Origin of the sequence: Stappia sp. WLB 29 (genome assembly GCF_023507705.1) — a bacterium.
GTDB lineage: Bacteria > Pseudomonadota > Alphaproteobacteria > Rhizobiales > Stappiaceae > Stappia.
In genome coordinates this window covers 14,994-37,164 of the sequence record NZ_JALBGD010000017.1, presented here as the reverse complement: position 1 = coordinate 37,164, position 22,171 = coordinate 14,994, and the positions used below count along the sequence as shown (strand labels likewise).

Genomic DNA, 22,171 nt, shown 5'->3' with positions numbered 1-22,171 from the left:
ATGAAGAAGACAACGGCAGCTGTGGCCGTCTCGATGCGGCGCAGGGCGGTCATGGCTTTTACCTCTCGACGGACGATGCGCGCGCCGGTTGAATGGCGGCGGGCAGTGTCGGATTGGGGGAATCGGAATGGCGGGGATCGGGCCGGGCGAGGCGTTCGACGAGTGGTATAAGCTGGCGGTCGCCGCCGGCCTCGTGCTTGCAGTCGGCCTGGGCGCCGCGGGCAGCAGTGGCGGCGTGCTGCTCGGCGTCGGCATGGTCTTCATCGGTCTCGGCGAGTTCATCAATCACCCGCGCGTTTCCGGCGTGCGGGTCGATGACCATGGCCGGCCGATGTTCGCGACGAAGGGGCGCCCGCGCCGCAACAAGCCCGGCGGGATCGCCCTTTGCGCGATCGGCGGATCGCTCGCCATCGCCGGTGCGGTAAAGCTGGTAGTGGCTGGGTGAGAAGCCTGGCGCGTGACGCCAGACGGGATCGACCCGGTCGCGGCGCGCCCAGACGATATCGACCGTCATGGCTGCTGCGGTCGTCGCCATGGTGACGAGGCTTCCGGCCAGTACGACCTGATCGCTACCAAACCCTGCCCCGACGAGCGCGATGGCCGTGCCCGACACGATGCCGGCCGCCGCGCGGAGGTTCAGCCGGCGATAGCGCCGGTAGCGGGCCGTGATCCCGGCATGATGATCGAAGGACATGGTTGCTCCCCATCGGGTGGCGATGGGGAGGGAGTTTCTAAAACGGAAACCAGCAAGTCAAGCGAAAAGTTTCCCAAATAGAAACCAGTGCGCAACATCGAACTGCGCTTCGCGAAGGCGCTGCCAGCGTCAGGCGGGCGCCGATCGTCGAGGGCGTGCGTGGTCTATTTGCCGTCGGTGCCGGTCTTGTTGATGAGATAGTTCGCGAAGTCGATTATCTGTTGCAGCTGCTCGGGCGTGGCGCGCTGTAGAAGCTCGTCACGGGTCGGCGCTTGCGGATCGCGGTAAAGGTCAGGGACTTCGCAGTTTAGCGCGTAGGCAATGCGCTCCAGCCAATCCTGATTGTAGCGCTGTTTGCCGTTGAGCAGCTTCGACACGACACTCTTGCTCGTATCAAGGCGGCCTGCCAGCTGCTCGGCTGTCAGGGCACGGAACTCCAGCCACTCGCGCAGATAAACGTGAGCGGGTCGGCGATTGTTCGTGTGGTGGATCCGCGTCGGCATGCGGAAATTATCGCACTGCCGCAAAATCAAGGCGTTATCGAAAATAGAAACTGCGGATCGTTTCCCGCTTGACGAAATGGTTTCCATTATAGAAACTCCGCTGCATGTCCAGACACCCACTCACCCTCTATCGCGAACGCCACCAGCTTACCCTGGAGGCTTTTGCCGCGCTCGTCGGCGCGACCAAGGGCATGGTCTGGAAGTGGGAGAATCGTGTGGCGGAGCCGCGGGCGCGGTACCGGCAAGCCATTGTCGATGCGACGGGCGGCGAGGTCTCCCATGCTGATCTGCTGATCGTACCCGAGCGCGAGGTGGCGTCATGATGGCGTCACTCCATGCAACCCGCTGCGGTCTGCTGAAAGGCGGCTTCCATGTCAGCCAAGTCGAAGACTGCTTCGGCGCGCCCGCCGTCCTTTTCCTCGATGCGAATTGCCAGTTTCTTCCGTCCGATCATGGCGGCCAGCAAGCTGTTCGCCTGACTGGCATTCCATATGCCGTAGGCGTGGTTGTCGCTCGACAGAAACATGGTGGCCTTCTCCGGCTGGTCGGTATCCAGCCGGTAGGTGACCGCCAAGACGTCGTCGGTGAAGTACTCCCGCGGGAAGCTGACCCATGCGTTCAACTCGCCTGCTTTGCAGCGGAAGGTGAAGTACGCCGCTTGCCGGGAGGATTCGACGTTCGGCAGCGTCGCACCCACCGACACGGTGTCGTCTATGGCGTCCTTGGATCGCTGGATGTGCCAGGCGCCTATGCGGTTGGGTGCATCACCGTCGGCGTCCTCGGCAGGTGTATTGGCTTTGCCGATGGCGTCGAAGCATTTCAGCCGCGCCGCGTCGTCCGTAACCTCCTGGCAGGCCCGCAGCGCGATGGCCAGACCGAGCGGCGACATCTGGGCGTTGGCGTGATGGACGCCGACGGCGGCGATAATGGCGAGGGTTGTCGTGATTGTTCGCTGCATCGCTCACACCACCTTCAGGCCGATCAGGATCGACGACAGATCGTTCAGCATGGCGGTTTCGCCGGGATGGCGGATGCCGTCGATGTCGATCAGCTCGACCGCCGAGGCGAGGAAGCGCGTGATGTCGCGCGTGTCGCGATTGGCCAGGGCCTCGAGCGCGGACAGGATGGCATCCTCGCCCGGACGCTGGCGCGTGATGTAGCGCGACAGGGCCGCGAGCTCGTCTTCCTCCGGCTCCAGCTCGGCGCGCATCGCCATGTGGCAGCAGTGGTCCATGGCGATGCCGACCTCATCCGGGCGCATGAGCCCATCGGACCGGGAGAGGGCGGCGAAGAGGACGGCCTGGGGCCGCACCAGGACGCGCAAGCGCTCCCAACGTCGGCGGAAATCGCGCTGGTCGATCTCGTCGAAGGCGGACGGGTGCATGCCGAAGGTCATCGACATGAAGGCCGGCACGTCGTCGTGCACCTCGCCGTCATAGTCGATGCAGGACAGGATGCGGTCGACCCGGAACATGCGCTGCGCATTGCGCTCGTGGCATTTGGCGTGCAGCACGGCAACGCCGCTGGCGCCCTGACGAATACCGAAGACGGTGATGCGCCGGCTCGTCAGCTCGCCGGACGAGGACTCGTACTCGATCATGAAGGACTGCCCTTCGGCGTAGCCGAGGCGGTCCTCGTCCACCGGGCTGTCGTCCTCGTCGTCCGCGACCAGCACAACGGGACGCGGCGGCGGCGGGACGGCCCGGCGCTCCATGCGCAGCGAAGCCTGTGCGGCGAAACCCGCGATCCTGATGTTGTCCATGTGTTGCCTCCCAGCAGAACTTGCAGGGGCGATCTCAGCACAACCGGGCGGCGTCCGTCCATCTCTCTCCTCTCCCCCCGCTCCGGCCTGCCTGACCGGCGGAGCAACTGGCCGGCCGTGCGTGCGCACGGTCGGCCGTCTTTCTCCTTTTTGCCCGCCAGCTGCGCTTCGCTGCTGGCGGCGTGGCCGGCAGCGGTTGGCGACACCCGCCGCCGGCCTCTTCTTTCCCCTCGAGGAGGCGGTCCCGAGGCCAGGTCAAACTGCCACGCGGGCCGGCTGCGCGCATTTCCAACGTCTATGTCAACTTGGAGGCTCCATTTATGACGCCGATCAAGCCACGCCGATCCGGCGGCGTACACGACGCCGTTGCCCGCGCGTTCGAGGAGATCGAGGCACGCACCGGCGAGCAGGGCATCGCTGCCGCCGCCGACACGCTCGGCGTCTCCAAATGGACACTCTATGCGGCGGCGGACCCGGATCGCGACGGCGAGCTGTCGCTGCTGCGCGCCGGTTTGCTGACGCAGGTCTATGGCATCCGGTCGCTGGCCGAATGGCTGGCCGACAAGGCCGGCTGCGACCTGGCAGAGCGGGAGGCCGCGCCGGCACCCCTGATCAGCGATGCGATGGCCGCGCTCGGCCAGTGCGTGCAGGACCTCGCCGACGGCGAGGTGTCGGAGCAGGACATGGGCGACATCCGCCGCACCATCGCCCTGTTGCAGGGGCTGCTGGAGGCGCGGGCAAGGCGCGGCGCGCAGGTGATGCCGATGGCACGGGAGGGCCGGTCATGAGGATGCAGGGTTTCGAGACCAGGGGCGCAGATGTCCTTCGCTGGCTGGCGCCGGTCGTCGCCATGGTCCTGGGGGCGGCCGTCGGGATCGCCTTTGCGGCGGTGGTGCTGTCGCAGGGCGCGATGGCGCAAGAGACCGTGAGGCCCGTGCCCGTACCCGTGCCGGCGCCGTCGCTGGCAGTGTGCCGGGGCGGCGACCGGGCGGCGCGGCATGTCACCTGTGTGGTCGACGGCGACACGTTCTGGCTGCGTGGCACCAAGCACCGGCTCGCCTGTGTGGATGCGGCCGAGATGGACAGCCGGGGCGGCATCGAGGCGCGGCGGGTGCTGGCGCGGGTGCTGGCCGATCCGGCGGCACGGGTGACCCCGGCCGGCAGGCAGGGGCGCTACGGGCGCGAGCTGTCGCGCGTCGTCTCGACGGCCGGCGATGCCGAGCGGGTGCTTGTCGGTGCCGGTCTTGCCCGGCGCGTCGACTATCGCTCGACGCGGGACGTGTGCCGGAGGGCCGGGTGGTGAGCGCGCCGGCAAGCCTGACCCCGGCGCAGCGCGACCATGCGCGGCGCGTGCTGGCGCTCTTTGCCGCAGCGCGGATGCTGCATCACGGGGCATCTGGTGCCGGCCGCGAACTGCGGCGCGAGATCTCGGCAATCCGCAAGGGACAGATCGTGACCGATGGGGCGCTGCTGCGCGTCGCCGCCTGGTGTGGCTTGTCGCAGGCGGAGCTTGTCCGCACGGCCGACCGGGCGGGTGCGAGCGACCGGAGGGCGGCGGCATGACCAGCACCCTCGATCATGGTTCGGACGCGGCTGCACTGGCCTTCATCGGCAAGGCCTTCCGCCGCTCGCGCGAGCGGGCCGGGCTGACCGTCCGGGATGCGGCGGCCAGGGCCGGCACCTCGCCGCGGGTGATCAGCCATGCCGAGCACGGCAAGCCGGTTTCGGCGATCAGCTATCTGCGGCTGGCGCGGCTGCACGACATCGACCCTTTCGCGCTGCTGGATGCCATCGACCGGCACCGCTGCGAGGGCGCGTTTCACAAGGGGGTGTTTCACGGGGAACCAGTGGTGAAACACGGCGCCGATGCTTCGCGCGAGGCGCGGCCATGATGGGCCGGGAAACCAGTCTTGACGAGCTGGCGCGGTTGCTGGACCGTGCGCGCGCCGCCGCCGAGCGTCGCCCGGACGACGTGCCGGCGCAGCTGCGGCTGGCCGAACTGCGGGCGGACTATCAGGCTGCGCGGGCCGCCGACTTGCAGAGGCGCAATGCCACGCTGCAGCGCAAGCTGCGGCAGGCCTTGGACGAGTTGCGGCGGCGGGCCGCACAGGTGGAGACCTTCGGCGCGCTTTGGCGCCGCCAGGCCGGCGGGCCGGGCTCCACCGTCAAGGCGCGGGGGCGGTTGCAGGCCGCCCCCGTTGCCGACCTCTTCGACGCCGTCGCAGGCGATGCGGGGAGGGCGGCTTGATGTCGGCAGCCCTCGATATCCTCGGCGACGGGCGGTGCCTGCTGCATGTCGGCGACGTGCTGGAGCGGCTGGCCGCGATGGCGCCGGACAGCGTCGATTGCGTGGTGACGTCGCCGCCCTATTGGGGGCTTCGCGACTATGGCGTCGCCGGGCAGATCGGCCTGGAGCCGACGCTTGCCGAACATCTCGACGTCATGGTGGCGGTGTTCGATGCGGTGCGCCGGGTGCTCAAGCCCACGGGCACGCTGTGGCTCAACTATGGCGACTGCTATGCGACGGCGCCGAACGGGCGCTCGGCCGCCGACACAAAGGCAATCGGCACCGACGACCGCACCTTCCGCGACAAGCCGTTTTCGACCGTCGGGCCGATCTATGTCGACGCCTATGAGAAGACATCCCGTGTCGGCAGCGGCGGCAACAAGGGGAGCCTTGCCGCCGCGCATGGCGGGCGGGTCGTCTCCGGCGGCTACCTGAAGCCGAAAGACCTTTGCATGATCCCGAACCGGCTGGCGATCGCGCTGCAGGATGCCGGATGGTGGGTGCGCTCCGAAATCGTGTGGGGCAAGTCGAACCCGATGCCGGACAGTTCCGGTACGGCGCGGCCGGCGACGGCGCACGAAAAGATATTCCTGCTGACCAAGAGCGGCGACGGCGACGTGTGGCGCGCCCGCGACACCGGCGAGATCAGCTTCGCGCCGGACCTCGCCGAACGCTGTCCGCTGATCACCCGGCCGGACGTGGACGGCCCGCGCTGGATGCGCCTCGGCGCCTATTACGACGCGGACGAGGTGAGGCAAGGGCGGGCGAGCGACGAGGATGCAGACAGGGCGCCTGCTGGTTGGGCGACCGATGGCCCGCACGACGCTAAGCGGCACAATCAAGTGCGGCGTGAAGCTGCAGGAAACAAGAGGATGGCCCGCAAATACGAGGGCGCGGCCAACGGATCAGGCGTGTCAGCGCCGCACAAAGGTCTGCAGCAGGCGCGCGACACATGGCGGGCCAAGCAACGTGCCGCCGACATCGCATCGCCTCGCCACGCGGGGCAGATCAATCACACGAACCTCGATGCGACACCGCGCGGCGAGGGGCGCTTGCTGCGGAACTACGAGCCGGCGGCGGACGAGCCGGATCCGCGCGTCGCCGATCTCACGGTCTGGCGCATGGCGACCAAACCTTTCGGAGATGCACACTTCGCGACCTTTCCGCCGGAGCTTGCCGCCCGGTGCGTCCGCGCCGGCTGCCCGAAAGGCGGCCTGGTGCTCGACCCGTTCGGCGGTGCCGGCACTACCGCGCTTGTGGCGCTGCGCCTGATGCGGCGGGCCGCGCTGATCGAGCTCAATCCCGACTATGCGGACATGGCAGCCGCGCGGATCCGCCGCGACTGGATGGGCGCGGACGAGCGCAAGCGCGAGATCGCCAAGGCGCGCGTTGACCGAGACGACATGCCCGATGCCGGGCCGCTTTTTTCCCACCTGTGAGACTGGAGGCACTGCACATGCATATCGAGACGACGGCAGGGCAGCTGAAAAAGGCCCTCAGGCTGGTCAAGCCGGTGATACCGCGCTGGGTGCGGGTGCCCGTACTGGCCTGTGTGCGCATCACCGCTTCGGGCGGGGCGGGGCGGCTGGACGCCACCGACCTGGACGTCTTCTACAGCGTCGATTTCGCGGTGATCGGTCATGCGCCGGACGGGCTGGCGGGTGGCGGGGCGGTGTTCCTGATCGACCATGCGGTTTTGCTGCGCCTGGTGAGCAACTTGCCGACTGCCGAGATGGTGCGGCTGGAGACGGCGCAGGAGGGCGAGGCGGTGCTGCGCTTCCGCGATGCGCGCTACCGCCTGCCGACCATGCCCGCCGACAAGTGGCCGGAGCTGGCGCCGGCCGAATTCGAGGTGTGGTCGGGCGACGTGGACCAGCGCTTCATGGATGCCCTGCGCTTCTGCCGGCCGATGATCAGTACGGAAGAGACGCGCTATTACCTCAACGGCGTCTGCCTGGACGGTCGCGAGATGGTGGCGACGGACGGGCACCGGCTGGCCAGCCATGCCAGCGGTGTCGGCCTGCCGGACGGTGTGCGGCCGATCATCCCGCGCCATGCGGTCAACCTGATGGTCTCGGCGGGGACGATCGGCCGGATCGAGCTGGGCAAGACCTGGCTGCGGATGCATGTGCCGGCAGGCACGATCTCGACCAAGCTGATCGACGGCACCTTCCCCGACTGGCGGCGTCTGGTCGGCGAAAGGAACGACGGGGATGCGGTCTCGCTGATGCGGGTCGACCTGGACCGCGCGGAAATGCGCGAGGCCCTGACGCGGCTGACCGCGCTGTCGGGTGATGCCACCAACCGGGCGGCGGGACTCGTCCTGGCCGCCGGGCGCGTGGCGCTGACGTCGGTCAATCCCGATGCCGGCACGGGCGAGGAGGCGCTGCGCAAGGCGTCGTGGCTGTGGGTCGGACCGGCAGACGAGCGAGGCGACCCGATGGTCGCCAGCTTCAACGTCTATTACCTGCGCGACATGCTGGGCGTCTGGCGCGGCAACGAGCGGGTCCATATGTGGCTGCGCTACGACCGCGGGGATGATCGTCACGGGCTCCCTGCCTATGACGGCCTCGGCCGCCCTGCTTGCGTCACGCGCCAGGGCGATGCCGAGCCGCCGGCGGTGCAGGACGGCGCGGCCGATCCGCTTCCGCGGGTGATCATCATGCCGATGCGCTTCCTCCGCCGCCTTGACGGCGTGGTGTCCGAGGTTGCCAGCCGTCTGGCCGCCCGCGCGGCGGATGCAGGCGCGGCGCTGGAGGCGGCGGAGTGAACGCGCTCGATCTCATCAAGGAAATCCTCGTCGGGCACCTGTGCTGCGGCTCCGGCTTTGGTGCCAAGGGCTTCCGCAAGGCGAATGCCCGTGTCGGCAACCTCAAGGGCACGTTCCGCAACCTTGGCGGCGTTGACATCGACCCGGCCGGCATCCGCGATTTCGAGCGCTTCGCCGGGGTGCCCGGCACCGTGCTCGACCTGATGTCGCTCGACCAGTACCGGGCCTTTCACGGCGCCGAGCCGCCGGAGGACTGGCGCGAGGCGACGCCGGCCGACATCCAGCGCGCCATGGGCTACGAGCGGCCGCATATCTGGTTCGTCTCGGCGCCGTGCAAGGGCTTCTCCGGGCTGCTGAGCGAGAAGGCGAGCAAGGCCCTCAAGTATCAGGCGCTCAACCAGCTGGCGGAACGGGCGGTGTTCCTGGCGCTGGAGGCCTACAAGGACGATCCGGCCGAGTTCTTCCTGTTCGAAAACGTGCCCCGGATCGCCAACCGGGGTCGATCCTTGCTGAACCGTATCCAGGCGCTGCTGGCGGCCTATGGCTACGCCTTCGCCGAGACGGTGCACGACTGCGGCGAGCTGGGGGCGCTGGCGCAAAGCCGCAAGCGCTTCCTGATGGTGGCACGGCACCGGGAGAAGGTGCCGCCCTTCCTCTATGAGCCGCCCAAGCGGCGCCTGCGCGCCGTCGGCGAGGTGCTGGACCTGCTGCCGGTGCCGGGGCCGGAGCCGCTGCACCCGATGCACCGGCTTCCCGCGCTGCAGTGGAAGACATGGGTGCGTCTCGCCTTTGTCGAGGCGGGGTCGGACTGGCGCTCGCTCAACAAGCTCAACGTCACCGATGGGCAGCTTGCCGATTACCTGATCGTGCCGGAGATGCGTGGCGGTGTGCTCGGCGTGAACCGGTGGGGCGAGCCGGCCGGCACAGTCGCGGGTGCGAGCCGCCCCGCGAATGGGGCCTATAGCGTCGCCGATCCGCGCGCACCGGCCGGCGCCGGCGAATACGCGCAATATGGCGTCATGTCCTGGCCGGACACGGCCGGCGCGGTGATCAACGTCAAGTCGCCCGGCCAGGGGCGGTTCTCGGTCGCCGACCCGCGGCACCACGGGGCGCCCAAGCACAGCAACGAATTCCACATCGTGCCGTTCGACGGACGGGCTCGCGCCGTAACGAGCGCCCATGGCACCGGGCAATGCGTTGCCGACCCGCGCGCGACCGGCGGTTTCGAGGGCGCCGGCAAGTATCGCGTGACCGCATACGAGGAAGCTGCCGGCACGGTGATCGCCGGCAGCACCACCGGACAGGGCGCCTTTGCCGTGGCGGACCCGCGCCCGCGCGCCTTTGTCGATGGGCGCGGCAGCTACCAGTCGCAGGGGCACTATGGCGTTGCCCGGTGGGAAGACACGTCGGGCGCCGTGCCGGCCTTCGCCAAGTACGACCGCGGCAAGTGGTCCGTCGCCGATCCGCGCGGCTCGTCGATCGATCCGTCCGGCGATACCGGAGGCGCCATGTCCCTGCCAGCGCCCGACGAGCGGCTGGTCTGCCGCATCACCGCGCTGGACGGAACTCACCATCGGCCGTTCACCACCATGGAGCTGGCGGCGCTGCAATCGCTGTTCGATCCGGAGGAATGGCAGCACTTCGGGATGGACGGCGCGTCGGATAGCGCCTGGCGCGAGCGGATCGGCAATGCGGTTCCGCCGGATGCGGCGACGGCCATTGCCGAGGTCATGGGGCGGACGCTGCTGCTCGCCTGGTCCGGCGAGACCTTCCTGCTGAGCAACGATCCGATCTGGGTGCAGCCCTTGACGGTGGCGCTGTCGGTGGACGTGCCGGAGCTGGGGGAGGTGGCGGGTTGAGTGCTCACACCCAAAAGCGGCCCGTTGCGCGCGGCACCAAGGACCCGCGGTTTCCCGACCATACACAGGTCGTGGTTCGGCTCGACGACGAGACATTCGCCGCAGTTCGGGCCCGCGCCGTCGAGGAAGGCACCAGTTTTAGCGAGCAGGTCCGACTGCTCATCGAATGGGGTTTGGAGGCTGCGGAATGACCGATCCCGGCCCGCTCCAGCGCTACCGCTGCCCCTATGCCGGCTGGGCCGGCGAGGCGGTGGACGTGTCGCCCTGCGGCGACGTGCTGATCCTGATCGACGAGGACAATCCGGAGCGGCCGGGATCGGTCGGCAAGCTGGTGTGGCGGCGTCCGCACCCGAAATGGCTGGTGCAGATTCCTGCGCGCGTGGGGCACCGATGATGACACAGGCGACAGGCGAGGAACGTCGGATTTCCGCCATAGGCGGGGATCTGGAAGCTTGGTGCCGGTCGGCGCCTCCCCGCCGTCCGGAGGGATCGCCGACGATGCTCGGCGCACTGGCAATGGACCTGGTGAGCAGATGCGCGGCGGCCCGCGCGGACTGGCAGAAGATCGAGGCGAGTATGCGAGACAACCCCGAATTTGCCGCCTGGGTGGACCGGGCACGCGGCGTCGACATTGCCGAATTCGCGCGGGCGCGCGGCCTCAAGCTGCGCGGCACGTCCGAGTTGGAGGGGCCATGCCCGGACTGCGGCGGCACGGACAGATTCGCGATCAACACCCGCAAGCGCGTGTTCAACTGCCGGGGCTGCGGCGCGGGCGGCGACGTGATCGCGCTGGCGCAGCTCATTCTGCATTGCGACTTCCGCGAGGCCTGCCGGGTGCTGACCGGCGAGGACGCGCCGGACGGCAAGAGCGGCACAGTGGACCCGGAGGCGGCCCGGCGGGCAGCCGAACTGCGCGCCCGCGACGAGGCGCAGCGCGCGGCCGAGGAAAACAGCTACCGCGAGGAAGAGCGCCGGAAGGCCTATGAGATCTGGCGTTCCGGCCGGCCGCTCATGGGCACCGAGACGGAAGGGTATCTGGCGGCGCGCGGGCTCGGCCCCGTGCTGGACCGGGTGCGCCTGCGCCATGTGGACGGGCTCGACTACTGGCGTCAGGTGCCGGTGGCGGGGCGCAAGAAACCGCACCTATTCGTTTTGCATCACGGCCCGGCGATGCTGGCGGCTATCACCGATGACGACGACCGTTTCGCCGGGGTACACATGACCTGGTTCGACCCGTGCGCGCCGGGCGAAAAGGTGCAGCTGGTCTGCCCGAAGACGATGGAGGACCTGCCGGCCAAGAAGATCCGCGGCAGCAAGCGGCGCGGATGGATCCGGCTGATTACGCCGGCACACTTCGACCGGCAGGTCTGCGGCGAGGGCATCGAGACGGTGCTGTCGCCGGCCGTTGCCGAGCTGGGGACAGCGGATTTCGACCGCACGGCCTATTGGGCCTCGATCGACCTGCAGCACCTCGGCGGCAGGGCGGTGGAGACCGTGCCGCACCCGGTGCTGCGGAACAAGGCCGGGCGGCCGCAGCGCGTGCCGGGGCCGGTGCCGGACGCGGACCCCAAGGCGCCGATGCCGCCGGAGGCCGTGCGCGAGATCCTGACCCTTGGCGATGGCGACAGCGACCGTTTCACGGCCGACCAGGTGCATGCCCGCGCCGCCCGCCGATGGGCGATGCCGGGGCGGACGATCCGCACCGCATGGGCGCCGGAGGGCGCGGACTTCAACGACATCTTGAGGGGGCAGGCGTGAACGACGAGCCGGAACAGGACGGCGCGCCGGATGGGGAGCACGCCGGGCGCGCAAACGGCGGCGATGCCGAGCGGGAAACTCGTGCCGGGGGAGAGCAGGCCTCTTCGCGGGCCGCGCAGATTCGCCAGATCATCGAGACGGCGCAACAGCCGGAGATCGCCGACGATCACCTCGACGACGAGGAAGGCGGTGACGCGCCGGGAGCCTCGGCGGCGCCGCAGGACTGGGGCTTTTCGGTCGAGAAGATCAACAAGGAATGGGCGCTGGTGCTGATCGGCTCCAAGGCTGTCATGGTGCGGGAAAAGCCCGATGCGCCGATGGAGGACCGTCTGCGCGTGGTGCAGGTCGAGGCCTTCCGCCTGCTGCTGTCCAACCGGCCGACGCAGGTTGTCGGCGCTGACGGCAAGATCAAGACGATCAGCTGGGCAAAGCGTTGGGAGGGCTCGCGCGATCGCCGGCAGTATGACGGCATCGAGTTCTTTCCAAATCCGGACAAGGCCAAGGGCACCAAGGGGTATCTCAACCTGTGGCGCGGCTTCTCGGTCAAGCCCAAGGCCAAGCCGGGCGGCTATGCGATCTTCCGCGATCACATCCTGACCAATATCTGCCGGGGCGATGCAGACCTGTTCCGCTGGGTGTTCGGCTGGTTCGCGCACATGATGCAGCGACCGCGCGAGCGCATGGGTACGGCCATCGTCATCCGCGGGCTGATGGGCACGGGCAAGTCCGTGCTCGGCGAGGTGATGGGGTCGCTGATCTCTGCCCATTACTTCCAGGTGGACGATCCGCGCTACATCACCGGCCAGTTCAACGCGCACATGTCCGGCTGCCTGTTGCTGCAGGCCGAGGAAGCGGTGTGGGCAGGCGATAAGGTCGCCGAGGGCCGGCTCAAGGGCCTCATCACATCGACGACACAGATGATCGAGAGCAAGGGTGTCGATCCCTTCCGGCTCGACAACTTCGTGCGTGTGCTCATGACCTCCAACGAGGACTGGGTGGTGCCGGCCGGCAAGGACGAGCGGCGGTATTGCGTGCTCGACGTGGCGCCGACCGTGAAGGAGGACCACGCCTATTTCCGCGAGATGTTCGAAGAGCTGGACAACGGGGGGCGCGAGGCACTGCTCGCGGACCTGCTGAGCTTCGATCTCGCATCGGTCAACCTGCGCCGGATCCCGCGCACGGGGGCACTGCTGGAGCAGAAACTGCGCTCGCTCGATAGCGTCGATAGCTTCATTTACGAACGGCTCTATGAGGGATGCCTGCTGCGCGCGGATACCTCGTGGCAGCCCGATGGCCATGTCGTGCGCCAGACGCTCTACGACGAATATCTCGCGGTGGCCGACAAGGTCGGCGTCAAGCGCCGGGCCGAGATGAACCAGTTCGGTCGTGCCCTCAAGAAGCTGATCCCAGGGCTGCAGGAGACGCGCCCGCGCGACATCGCGGGGCGAAAGCGCGCCTACGTCTTCCCGGACCTGCCTGAGGCGCGCGTGCTGTTCGAGCACGCGGTCGGGCAGGCGGTCGACTGGCCGGACGACGGCTTCAACCCCGATCCCTCGGTGTCCGGCAGTACGGGGCTGGAGGGAGCAGGATGGTAGGGGGAGAACGGCGCCTGCCGGGCTGTGGTCCAGGCAGAACGTGGACCAGCGGGGCGCGCATGGACCGCGAAAACCCAATGAAATCAACGGTTGGTCCATGTGGTCCATATGGTCCACGCAAATTCGCGCCCCGTGCGCGCGCGAGAAGGCGCGTCTACCCCTTCGGGCCTGTTCTCTCCAAGGCGGGAAAATGCCTGGACCACATGGCCCTTGATGGCAAGTGACTGAAATCAAACGAGGAACGTGGTCCATATTCCCTGTTTTGTTGACTGGACCAGACTGGACCACATGGACCAAAGGCGGCGAGGCGGCCGTAGCGGCGGAAAAGCGAAAGGCGGCGACGATGACGATGTTTGAGGCGGACTATCACACGCACCGGCCCCTTGAGGCCTTCGACTGGTATCTGGTCTGGACCAACCCGCGGTGCGAGGAACGGGCGATGGCTGGCATGCTGGCCAAGGGGCTGGCCGTGTATCGGCCGATGGTGACCAAGGTCAGGGCGAAGAAGGCGAACCGGCCGCGCATCGAGGTCGAGGTCGGCATGTTCACGCGGTATCTGTTCGTGGGGCTTGACCGCGCACGGGGGCAGTGCTTTGCAGACGTGCGCAGCTGCGACGGTGTCGAAGGGCTGGTGAGCTTCGATGCGGACGGGGCGCCGCTGGGAGTGCCGCTCGGCGATCTCAAGCGGGTGATCGCCTATGCGTCGAGCGGCGCGGCATCGCGCACGGATGCGCCGGTCGTGTCGTTCAAGCTCGGCGAGAAGGTCCGGATTGTCGCTGGGCCGTTCGAGGGCTTCCAGGCAGAAGTCTGCGCATACAGCCGGCGCAAGCGCGAGGTGACTGCCGAGTTCGGCCTTATGGGTCGGCAGGTGGCCGTTACCGTCGACGTTGACAGCGTGCGAAAGCGCGCGTAGCTTCTGCGGTCAGGACGAACCGGAGGATCCGCGCGGACCTCGCATAGCGGGCGTGACTGCCGCTCCGGACCCAGCCGCTCCAACACGCAGGATATGCGGAGGCGGCGCAACGGTTTTCTATGGTCACGTGAGAACACGACATCAACCCGGCCGGGGTCACCCGCGCCGGGTTTTTGCATGGGTGCTATCTACTCGTCGGATTTGACTTACCCCAAAGGCGTGGCTTGCGGACGTACTGCTCAGCCTCGGCCACTATCGTCTCAAGGTATGCGAGGTTCAGTTCGGCCACCGCTATTGGTGAAGTGTCAATGAGCGGTTGACCATTGTGGCTGGCGGGAGGAGGGTAAGTTCTATTGCCCCGCGCATGGACTTCGACAAGAATCGTTGTTGCCGGAGTTCGCCGGATAGCAACCGGTCTATCATCGAGTGGTGTGACCTTCAGGTATGGGGGCATGCCACCCAAAAATCTGATGCCTGGGTTGCCTCCTTCAAAGATGACGTTTCGAAACGGCCCTCCATCAATGCGAAAGGCTCGGCTAGCGCCGTTTTCGGCTACGCCGATTTCGTGAACCGGAGGCTGCAACTCGACTGCAGTGCCCAATCCGTGCTCTTCGTCGTTGCGAGCCTCAAACATGTACTGCAGCAGTTCGTCGCGCTTTCTGTACCTCTCCACGGAACCGAACCACTGTCGCGACTGAGCGGAAGTCTTGGCACCTGCGTCTAGCGTGGTGTACACGTTCTTCGATGCTGTCAATAGTCCATACCAAGCGTCGGAGAAATCGGTAAAATTATCGCAAGACTTCATGGTATCGAGGCTTTTGCGCGCGATACGAAGCCGTTGCTTGCACTTCTGGATGGCAGCAGCTTCCATGTCAATTGTCCCGCATTCATGCGATGGCAACGCAAATTATCTGCAGTGGAACGCACGGGTCCAATGTTAACCAATTGGTAACCTTGGTTTGCCAAAAAAGACAATCGGGCGGCACTCCCGCCAAGAAATCCCGCCCGACCGTTCAGTAGCCTAGACTACTTCTTCTTGATGGTCTCGACGACGTGGGTCTTGGGAGAGTTCTTTGCGGTTTTAACCGACGTGAACTGACCGTTACCTGCGTTTCGACCAATTTTGGTCTTACTCATTCAAATCACCTCCTTTCACGGGCCGTCGCCCGCCCGTTTCAGGCGCCGCCCGGAAGTTGACGAATCAGTAATAGACCACCTGAAATCTTGCTTCTGACGTTGCGTACTGTCCAGAGGTGCGGCTAGCTCATCTGCAATCACCCTGATGAAGCGATTGCAGATGGCGCGGGCGGGCTGCTCTGCCCTCAATTTGCAGATAATTCAACGGGCCGGCTGGGCTCGTTGACTTTCAAGCGTCAGAAGCGGAAGGGCGCGAGCCATGGGCAGGCTTAAGAGCATCGGCTCGCGTCTCTCGCCGGCGACCCCGCGCCTTGGCTACGCGCCCGGCGACGAGCGCGCCCGCGACAAGCAGCGCGAGGCCCTGACGCCTTGGCGCTCGTGGTATCGCACCGCGCGTTGGCGCCAGCTGCGCCTCAAGTGCTTCGAGCGTGACGGCTACATCTGCCAGCGCACCGGTGTCATCTGCGCCGGTACCGGAAACGATCCGACCGCGCCCGTGGCCAATCACAAGCGCCGGCATGGCGGCGATGCCGCGCTGTTCTGGGACCTCGGCAATCTAGAGACGGTAAGCAAGGCCGCGCACGACAGCATCGTCCAGCGCGAGGAGCGAGNTGCGACTGTGGCGGTTATGCAACACCCCTCGGGGGGGGGGGTAAAAGGCTGGAACCCACCCAGATCCCGTACCCGCGCCCATCTCATTCGGGGATTTTTTTCCTGTGAGCGACGTTTTGGACCTCTTCGGCAACCCGATGCTGGACGAGCCCCCGCGGCGCGGGCGGCCGCAGCATGCGGTTACGCCGGAAACTCGCAATCGCGTCAGTATGTTACTGGCCCTCGGCTGGTCGAACGCGCGGATTGCCTCCGTTCTGAACATCACCTTGCCGACGCTCCGGAAGCATTATTTTTTCGAGCTCCGGCAGAGGGAGGCGGCGCGGGACAGGATGGAGGCGCGGCGCTTCGAGCTGGCCTGGAAGGCGGCCGTGGCCGGGAACGTCGGCGCCATGCGCGAGGTCGGCCGGTTGCTCGACAGGAACGACGCCATGCTCGCGGAAGCCGCCTTCGCTGCTCCGGCGGCCAAGAAGGATACCGCAACACCGAGCCCGGCCGCCGGCAAGAAGGACCAGCAGAAGCTGCAGGCCCTGGAGGCGGAAGATCTGTTGATGAAGGAGTTGGACGCGGAGGCGGAGGCCGTGTCGCGTGCGCTTAACTGAAGACCTGCCACTCTTCGCCTGTCCCGACTGGTGGGAGCGCATCCAGGCGGGCCGCGTGCCGATGGCGGACGTGCCGGTCAACGAGCGGCTGGCCGCCAAGGCAAAGGCGTTCTTCCGTCGCCTCAAGCTGCCGGACGTGCCCGGCACTCCGACGATGGGAGAGGCCTGCGGCGAATGGTTCATCGAGATCATGTGTGCGTTTCTGGCGTCGGAGGACCCGGAGACCCTGCAGCCCATCGTCTGGGAGCTGCTGTGCATGGTCCCGAAGAAGAACAGCAAGACCACTTATGTGGCGGCGTTGGCACTTACCGCGCTTGTGGTTTTCGACGTTCCAAACCGGCAAATGCTGGTGGTGGGGCCGAGCCAGAACATCTCCGACCGGCTGTTCGACCAGGCGGAAGGGATGATCGGCCTCGACGAGCGGTTGAAGAAACTGTTTCAGGTTCAGAGTCATCTGAAGTCGATCACCCGTCGGAAGACGGGAACGCAGCTGGAAGTGAAGACCTTCGACACGACGATCGTGACGGGCGAGATCCCATTCATCACGTTCATCGACGAGGTGCACGAACTCGGGAAGAAGCCTAAGGCTGCAAAGGTGATGCAGCAGATTCGCGGCGGGTCGATCACCAAGCAGCGCGGCAGGCTGCTGATGATCACGACGCAATCCGACGAGCGGCCCGCCGGCATCTGGGCAACCGAGCTTTCCAAGGCCCGCAAGATCCGGGACGGCAAGGCGGGGCCGGCGCCGATCATGCTGCCGGTGCTCTACGAGTATCCGGTCGAGAAGCAGCTCGACGAGAAGTTCTGGCGCGACTCCGGCAACTGGCCGCTGCTGCTGCCCAACCTCAACCGCTCGATCGATGCACAGGCACTGATCGACGACTACACGAACAACGGAACGGCGACGGTCGAGGCCGAACAGATCTGGGCAAGCCAGCATCTCAACATCGAGATCGGCGTGGGGCTCAGCGGCGACAGCTGGGATGGCGCGTTGCACTGGGCCGGCTGCATCGACGACAGCCTGACTGGACTGGACGACCTGCTGGCCCGCTCGGAAGTCTGCACCATCGGCATCGACTGGGGCGGCGCCGACGACCTGGCCGGGCTCTATGTGATCGGCCGCGAGCGCGTCACCAAGCGATGGCTCGGCTGGGGCAAGGCCTGGGCACGGGCTACGGTGTTCGAGCGGCGCAAGAGCATTGCTGGCGAGCTGCGGCAGTTCGAGGAATGCGGCGACCTGGAGATCGCCGCCTCCGGCGAGGATCAGGCGGCCAGCGCTGCGGCGATCTGCAAGCGCGTGTTCGACAGCGGCCTCCTGCCTGAGGCGGGAGGAATCGGCCTCGACAGTGCGGGCGTGGCCTTGTTGCTCGACGCGCTGGAAAATGAAGAGCTGCACCAGCCGCTGGTGCAGGCGGTGGCGCAGGGCTGGAAGTTGCAGACGGCAATTTCCTCGGTGCCGCTCAAACTCGAAGACCGGCGGTTCCTGCACGGGGACCAGCCGATCATGGCCTGGTGCGTCGGCAACGCCAAGCAGGTCCTCAAGGGCAGCAACTACATCGTGACGAAAGAGGTCAGCGGCGCCGGCAAGATCGACCTGCTGATGGCGCTGTTCAATGCCTCGATGCTGATGTTCCTCAACCCCGAAGCGGCTGGCGGACCATCGGTCTACGAGACGCGCGGCGCCCTCGTTCTCTAGGAGACCTCATGGCTTTCTGGTCGAACTGGTTCGGCGCCCGCGCGCCGGCCGACGCCGCTTCGCGCTCCGTTGCCCCGCGCAACGCCGTCCAGGACAGGGGCGGAGGCGTGCTGATTACCACGCCGGAGGAGCTGGAAGAGGTGATGCGCTCGGGCCGCGTGTCGGCGTCGGGTGCGACGGTGACGCCCGAAACAGCGATGCGGGTGGCCGCCGTCTTCGCCTGCGTCCGCCTGCGCTCCGGTGTGGTGGCAAACCTGCCCTTGCACATCAAGCGCAGGGTGGACGAGCGGACGCGCGAGGACGCGCACGACCACCCGTTGTGGACGCTGTTCCGGCGCCGGCCGAACCGGTGGCAGACGCCGTCGCAGTTCATGCGGATGATGCAGGCCCACCTGCTGCTGCGCGGCAATGCCTTTGCGCAGGTGGTGCGGTCCCGCGGCCGGGTCATCGCGCTGCATCCGCTGCATCCCGACCGGATGCAGGTGAAGCAGCTCGACGATCTGTCGCTCACCTACACCTACACGCGGCGAGACGGCCGCAAGGTCGCGTTCGCGCAGTCCGACATCTTCCACTTGGTGGGACTGTCGCTGGACGGGGTGACGGGCGTTTCGGTCATCCGCTATGCGCGCGAGACCATCGGCCTGTCGCTGACGATGGAGGATCACGGCGGCAGCATGTTCCGCAATGCGGCGCGCACCGCCGGTGCGCTGACGCATCCTGAAAAGCTGTCGCCGGAAGCGCTGGAGAACCTGCGTGCCAGCCTGGACAGCTACCGGGCCGGAGGCGACAGCGAAGGCAAGTTCCTGATCCTCGAGGAGGGCATGGAGCCCAAGTCGCTGTCGATGACGGCCGAGGATGCGCAGTGGATCGAAAGCCGCAAGTTCTCGCGCACCGACATCGCCATGTTCTTCGGGGTGCCGCCGCACATGATCGGCGACACCGAGAAGTCGACCAGCTGGGGCACCGGCGTCGAGGCGCAGACGCAGGGCTTCGTCACGTTCGGCGCGGAAGACGACTTCACCACCTGGGAACAGACGATCACGGCGCATCTCGTCGGCGATGACGAGCCGGACGTCTATGCCCGCTTCAACCGTGCCGCCCTGGTGCGCGGCGATCTCAAGGCCCGCTGGGAGGCGCATGTACGCGCGCTGCAGTGGGGCGTTTCCAGCCCGAACGAGATCCGCGCGCTGGAAGACCAGAACCCGCGCGAGGGCGGTGATGTCTACTACGACCCACCGAACGCGGCTGGCATCGGACACAATGGCGGTCCGCCGCTGGATGAGGAGCAATCGTCATGAGCCTGCGCAAGCTGCCGAAGATCGAAGGCATCACCCGGCCGCAGAATTTCCAGTGGGATGCGCCGTCCGACGTGCTGGCGAAGTGGGCCGAGCGCCCACTTGCCGCGGGCGAGGAGAGCGACACGACCATCACCATGTTCGACGTGATCGGCGAGGACTGGTGGACCGGCGGCGGTGTCACGGCCAAGCGGATCTCCGGCGCACTCCGGTCCATCGGCAACAAGGACGTGACGGTCAAGATCAACTCGCCGGGCGGCGACATGTTCGAGGGTATCGCGATCTACAACCTGCTGCGGGACCACCCGGCGAAGGTGACCATCGAGGTGATGGGCTGGGCCGCATCCGCCGCGTCGATCATCGCAATGGCCGGCGACGAGATCCGCATGGGCCTCGGCACCTTCATGATGGTGCACAACGCATGGGGCGTCGTGATCGGGAACCGGCACGACATGCGCGATGCGGCCGAGCTGTTCGACGGGTTCGACAGCGCGATCACCGACATTTACGAGGCGCGCACCGGCATCGAGCGCGAGGAGATCGTCAGCCTGATGGACGCGGAAACGTTCATGGGGCCGAGCGACGCCGTCGCGCGCGGCTTTGCCGACAGCGTCGACGACGGGCTCAAGGCCGAGGACGAGAAGCCCGACGCCACCACATCCGCCCACGGCAAGCGCCGGCTGGATGCCGCGCTCGCCGCAACCGGCATGCCCCGCAGCGAGCGGCGGCGGCTGATGGGCGAAGCATTCCGGGGCACGCATGACGCTGCCCCTCCGGCCATGCAGGACGCTGGCCTTTCCCCGGCTGCCATCGCGCAGCTGATCGAGACCATCCGGACCATCTAGGAGACATGCCATGAGCATGATCAATCTCAATGCCCGCGCCCGCGGGCTTGTCGGCGTGCGCGCCGATGCCGGCAATGCGGCACAGATCCTCGCCGAACTGCAGCAGACGTTCAAGGCGTTCAAGGACGAGCGCGACAAGGAGCTGAAGGACATCAACGCCAAGTTCGCCGATGTGGTGCAGACCGAGAAGGTCGACCGCATCAATGCCGAGGTCACGCAGCTGACCAAGGCGCTGGACGACGTGAACCAGGCGCTGGCCGCGCTCAAGGTCGGCGGCGGGGCCGGCGAGGCGGCGGACCCGGTGAAGCGCGAGCACAGCGATGCCTTCAAGGCCTACTTCCGCAAGGGCGAGCAGAATGGCCTGCGCGACCTCGAGGTCAAGGCCAAGCTGACGACGCAGTCCGATCCCGATGGCGGCTACCTGGTGCCGGAAGAGGTGTCGAGCACCATCGACCGGGTGCTTGGCACGGTGTCGGTGATGCGACAGCTCGCCACCGTCATGCCGATCGGCACCCAGACCTACAAGAAGCTGGTCAATATGGGCGGGGCCAGTTCCGGCTGGGTCGGCGAGGAAGAGGGTCGGCCGGAAACCAGCACTCCGACGCTGCGCGAACTCGCCTTCGAGGTGATGGAGCTCTACGCCATGCCGGCGACCACCCGCACGATGCTCGACGACGGTATCGTCGACATCGCCGCATGGCTGGCCGACGAGGTGAACATCGCCTTTGCCGAGCAGGAGGGCGCAGCCTACATCTCCGGCAGTGGTGTGAAGCGTCCGCGCGGGCTGCTGTCCTACGACACGGTGGCCAACAGCTCCTATGCCTGGGGCAAGCTGGGGTTCACGGTGACGGGCGGTGCCGCCGGCTTTGCCGCCAGCAACCCGGCCGACGCGCTCATCGATCTCTACTACGCGCTGAAGCAGGGCTATCGCGGCTCGGCCTCGTGGCTGATGAGCGATCCCGTGATGGCGGCGGTGCGCAAGATGAAGGACGGCGACGGCAACTACCTTTGGGCGCCGCCGACGGCTGCGGCCGAGGTGCCGACCATCCTGCAGAAGCCGGTCTATACCGACGACAACATGCCGGCGCTCGGCGCCAACGCGCTGCCCATCGCCTTCGGCGACTTCCGCCGTGGCTACCTGATCGTCGATCGTCAGGGCGTGCGGGTGCTTCGGGACGAGTACAGCGCCAAGCCGTATGTCCTCTTCTACACCACGAAGCGCGTCGGTGGCGGCGTGGCGAACTTCGAGGCCATCAAGCTGCTGAAGTGCGCGACCGGCTGACGCCGGCGCAGCGGATCGACCAGGTGCGGGCGGCGATTGCTGCCCGCGCGCTTTCCCGCGAACTCAAGGACCAGACCCATGAAGGACGTGCATTCCCACATGCTGGCGACCGTGGCCATCGGCGCCGCGGTACTCGCCGCAGACAACACCCCGCCGGCCATCGACCTGCAGGGCTATCAGGCGGCCGAGATCATCCTGGCCGTCGGCATCGGTGGCATCACCTTTTCCGGCACCAACAAGATCGAGTTCAAGCTGACGCATTCCGACGACGACGCGACCTACGAGGCCGTGACCGTCGCCGACATGCTCGGCCTCGATGCCGTCGGCGACGGCGGCATCATCAAGGCGCTGACGGCCGAGCACGCCGCCGCCGCCGTGTATCGCTTCGGCTACAAGGGCGGCCGCCGCTATCTGAAGCTGCTGGCCGATTTCTCCGGCACCCATGGCAGCGGCACACCCATCGCGGCGACGGTGCTGAAGATGAAGGGGGCCGACACTCCCGAAGTCGACCAGGCCTGACGGCCGGTCAGTCAGCAACTCCATCCGGTGCCGCGTTCGCGCGGT

General features: G+C 67.0%; 25 protein-coding genes. 20 read left to right on the top strand and 5 right to left on the bottom strand.

The window, feature by feature from the left end; genetic code table 11:
* Positions 1 to 58: 58 nt before the first annotated feature.
* Entirely contained in the window at positions 59 to 694 is a 636-nt protein-coding gene (locus MNI96_RS21320; protein ID WP_249696495.1) for a hypothetical protein, read from the bottom strand.
* A gap of 164 nt (positions 695 to 858) precedes the next feature.
* Positions 859 to 1,284 carry a helix-turn-helix domain-containing protein gene (locus MNI96_RS21315; protein WP_249696493.1) on the bottom strand — a complete coding sequence of 142 codons (426 nt, stop codon included), beginning with the start codon at positions 1,282 to 1,284 and terminating at the stop codon, positions 859 to 861.
* 17 nt (positions 1,285 to 1,301) lie between these two features.
* Between MNI96_RS21315 and MNI96_RS21310 the strand changes: the two genes are divergently transcribed.
* Positions 1,302 to 1,520 (top strand): helix-turn-helix domain-containing protein, encoded by a 219-nt coding sequence (locus MNI96_RS21310; RefSeq protein ID WP_249696492.1) that lies wholly within the window; start codon positions 1,302 to 1,304, stop codon positions 1,518 to 1,520.
* A gap of 5 nt (positions 1,521 to 1,525) precedes the next feature.
* Here MNI96_RS21310 and MNI96_RS21305 read toward each other — a convergent pair whose 3' ends face one another.
* Together MNI96_RS21305 and MNI96_RS21300 are read right to left on the bottom strand one after the other, a co-directional pair.
* A complete protein-coding gene (locus MNI96_RS21305; RefSeq protein WP_249696489.1) occupies positions 1,526 to 2,155 on the bottom strand; it encodes a hypothetical protein in 630 nt (209 codons plus the stop codon).
* A gap of 3 nt (positions 2,156 to 2,158) precedes the next feature.
* Complete coding sequence (locus MNI96_RS21300; RefSeq protein ID WP_249696487.1) at positions 2,159 to 2,959, bottom strand: WYL domain-containing protein; 801 nt, start codon at positions 2,957 to 2,959, stop codon at positions 2,159 to 2,161.
* A gap of 320 nt (positions 2,960 to 3,279) precedes the next feature.
* Here MNI96_RS21300 and MNI96_RS21295 point away from each other — a divergent pair, with 320 nt between their 5' ends.
* The 13 genes from MNI96_RS21295 (at position 3,280) to nusG (ending at position 14,141) form a co-directional block, all read left to right on the top strand.
* Complete coding sequence (locus MNI96_RS21295; RefSeq protein ID WP_249696486.1) at positions 3,280 to 3,747, top strand: hypothetical protein; 468 nt, start codon at positions 3,280 to 3,282, stop codon at positions 3,745 to 3,747.
* A complete protein-coding gene (locus tag MNI96_RS21290) occupies positions 3,744 to 4,262 on the top strand; it encodes a thermonuclease family protein (protein WP_249696484.1) in 519 nt (172 codons plus the stop codon). The genes MNI96_RS21295 and MNI96_RS21290 overlap by 4 nt, the downstream gene beginning before the upstream one ends.
* Positions 4,259 to 4,522, top strand: a complete 264-nt coding sequence (locus tag MNI96_RS21285; protein ID WP_249696482.1) for a hypothetical protein — start codon at positions 4,259 to 4,261, stop codon at positions 4,520 to 4,522. The genes MNI96_RS21290 and MNI96_RS21285 overlap by 4 nt, the downstream gene beginning before the upstream one ends.
* Positions 4,519 to 4,851, top strand: coding sequence for a helix-turn-helix domain-containing protein (locus tag MNI96_RS21280; protein WP_249696480.1), 333 nt, complete (start codon positions 4,519 to 4,521; stop codon positions 4,849 to 4,851). The genes MNI96_RS21285 and MNI96_RS21280 overlap by 4 nt, the downstream gene beginning before the upstream one ends.
* Positions 4,848 to 5,207 carry a hypothetical protein gene (locus tag MNI96_RS21275; RefSeq protein ID WP_249696478.1) on the top strand — a complete coding sequence of 120 codons (360 nt, stop codon included), beginning with the start codon at positions 4,848 to 4,850 and terminating at the stop codon, positions 5,205 to 5,207. Before MNI96_RS21280 ends, MNI96_RS21275 begins: the two co-directional genes overlap by 4 nt.
* The gene (locus MNI96_RS21270) at positions 5,207 to 6,685 is read left to right on the top strand and encodes a DNA-methyltransferase (RefSeq protein WP_249696476.1); all 1,479 of its coding nucleotides are present in this window, start codon (positions 5,207 to 5,209) and stop codon (positions 6,683 to 6,685) included. The genes MNI96_RS21275 and MNI96_RS21270 overlap by 1 nt, the downstream gene beginning before the upstream one ends.
* A 17-nt stretch (positions 6,686 to 6,702) precedes the next feature.
* On the top strand, positions 6,703 to 8,016 hold the full coding sequence (locus tag MNI96_RS21265) for a DNA polymerase III subunit beta (protein ID WP_249696474.1): 1,314 nt from the start codon (positions 6,703 to 6,705) through the stop codon (positions 8,014 to 8,016).
* Positions 8,013 to 9,875 carry a DNA cytosine methyltransferase gene (locus MNI96_RS21260; protein WP_249696472.1) on the top strand — a complete coding sequence of 621 codons (1,863 nt, stop codon included), beginning with the start codon at positions 8,013 to 8,015 and terminating at the stop codon, positions 9,873 to 9,875. The genes MNI96_RS21265 and MNI96_RS21260 overlap by 4 nt, the downstream gene beginning before the upstream one ends.
* Positions 9,872 to 10,066 (top strand): hypothetical protein, encoded by a 195-nt coding sequence (locus MNI96_RS21255; protein WP_249696470.1) that lies wholly within the window; start codon positions 9,872 to 9,874, stop codon positions 10,064 to 10,066. The genes MNI96_RS21260 and MNI96_RS21255 overlap by 4 nt, the downstream gene beginning before the upstream one ends.
* A complete protein-coding gene (locus tag MNI96_RS21250) occupies positions 10,063 to 10,269 on the top strand; it encodes a hypothetical protein (RefSeq protein WP_249696469.1) in 207 nt (68 codons plus the stop codon). Before MNI96_RS21255 ends, MNI96_RS21250 begins: the two co-directional genes overlap by 4 nt.
* Positions 10,270 to 10,373: 104 nt before the next feature.
* A complete protein-coding gene (locus MNI96_RS21245; protein ID WP_249696467.1) occupies positions 10,374 to 11,633 on the top strand; it encodes a DUF7146 domain-containing protein in 1,260 nt (419 codons plus the stop codon).
* Positions 11,630 to 13,228, top strand: a complete 1,599-nt coding sequence (locus MNI96_RS22050) for a DUF5906 domain-containing protein (protein WP_249696465.1) — start codon at positions 11,630 to 11,632, stop codon at positions 13,226 to 13,228. The genes MNI96_RS21245 and MNI96_RS22050 overlap by 4 nt, the downstream gene beginning before the upstream one ends.
* Before the next feature lie 343 nt (positions 13,229 to 13,571).
* Positions 13,572 to 14,141: a transcription termination/antitermination protein NusG gene (gene nusG / locus MNI96_RS21235; RefSeq protein WP_249696463.1), complete on the top strand. Its 570-nt coding sequence runs from the start codon at positions 13,572 to 13,574 to the stop codon at positions 14,139 to 14,141.
* 184 nt (positions 14,142 to 14,325) lie between these two features.
* Here nusG and MNI96_RS21230 read toward each other — a convergent pair whose 3' ends face one another.
* Positions 14,326 to 15,012: a hypothetical protein gene (locus tag MNI96_RS21230; protein WP_249696461.1), complete on the bottom strand. Its 687-nt coding sequence runs from the start codon at positions 15,010 to 15,012 to the stop codon at positions 14,326 to 14,328.
* Positions 15,013 to 15,994: 982 nt separating this feature from the next.
* On the opposite strand from MNI96_RS21230, the gene MNI96_RS21225 reads away from it, so the two are divergent.
* The 6 genes from MNI96_RS21225 to MNI96_RS21200 all read left to right on the top strand — a co-directional run bounded on the left by MNI96_RS21225 (position 15,995) and on the right by MNI96_RS21200 (position 22,126).
* Positions 15,995 to 16,489, top strand: coding sequence for a hypothetical protein (locus MNI96_RS21225; protein WP_249696459.1), 495 nt, complete (start codon positions 15,995 to 15,997; stop codon positions 16,487 to 16,489).
* Positions 16,476 to 18,185 (top strand): terminase large subunit domain-containing protein, encoded by a 1,710-nt coding sequence (locus MNI96_RS21220; RefSeq protein ID WP_249696457.1) that lies wholly within the window; start codon positions 16,476 to 16,478, stop codon positions 18,183 to 18,185. The genes MNI96_RS21225 and MNI96_RS21220 overlap by 14 nt, the downstream gene beginning before the upstream one ends.
* 8 nt (positions 18,186 to 18,193) lie before the next feature.
* On the top strand, positions 18,194 to 19,483 hold the full coding sequence (locus MNI96_RS21215) for a phage portal protein (protein WP_249696455.1): 1,290 nt from the start codon (positions 18,194 to 18,196) through the stop codon (positions 19,481 to 19,483).
* Positions 19,480 to 20,325, top strand: a complete 846-nt coding sequence (locus MNI96_RS21210; protein WP_249696453.1) for a head maturation protease, ClpP-related — start codon at positions 19,480 to 19,482, stop codon at positions 20,323 to 20,325. The genes MNI96_RS21215 and MNI96_RS21210 overlap by 4 nt, the downstream gene beginning before the upstream one ends.
* Positions 20,326 to 20,335: 10 nt before the next feature.
* The gene (locus MNI96_RS21205; RefSeq protein WP_249696451.1) at positions 20,336 to 21,607 is read left to right on the top strand and encodes a phage major capsid protein; all 1,272 of its coding nucleotides are present in this window, start codon (positions 20,336 to 20,338) and stop codon (positions 21,605 to 21,607) included.
* Positions 21,608 to 21,685: 78 nt separating this feature from the next.
* Positions 21,686 to 22,126, top strand: a complete 441-nt coding sequence (locus tag MNI96_RS21200) for a hypothetical protein (RefSeq protein WP_249696449.1) — start codon at positions 21,686 to 21,688, stop codon at positions 22,124 to 22,126.
* Positions 22,127 to 22,171: the final 45 nt, after the last annotated feature.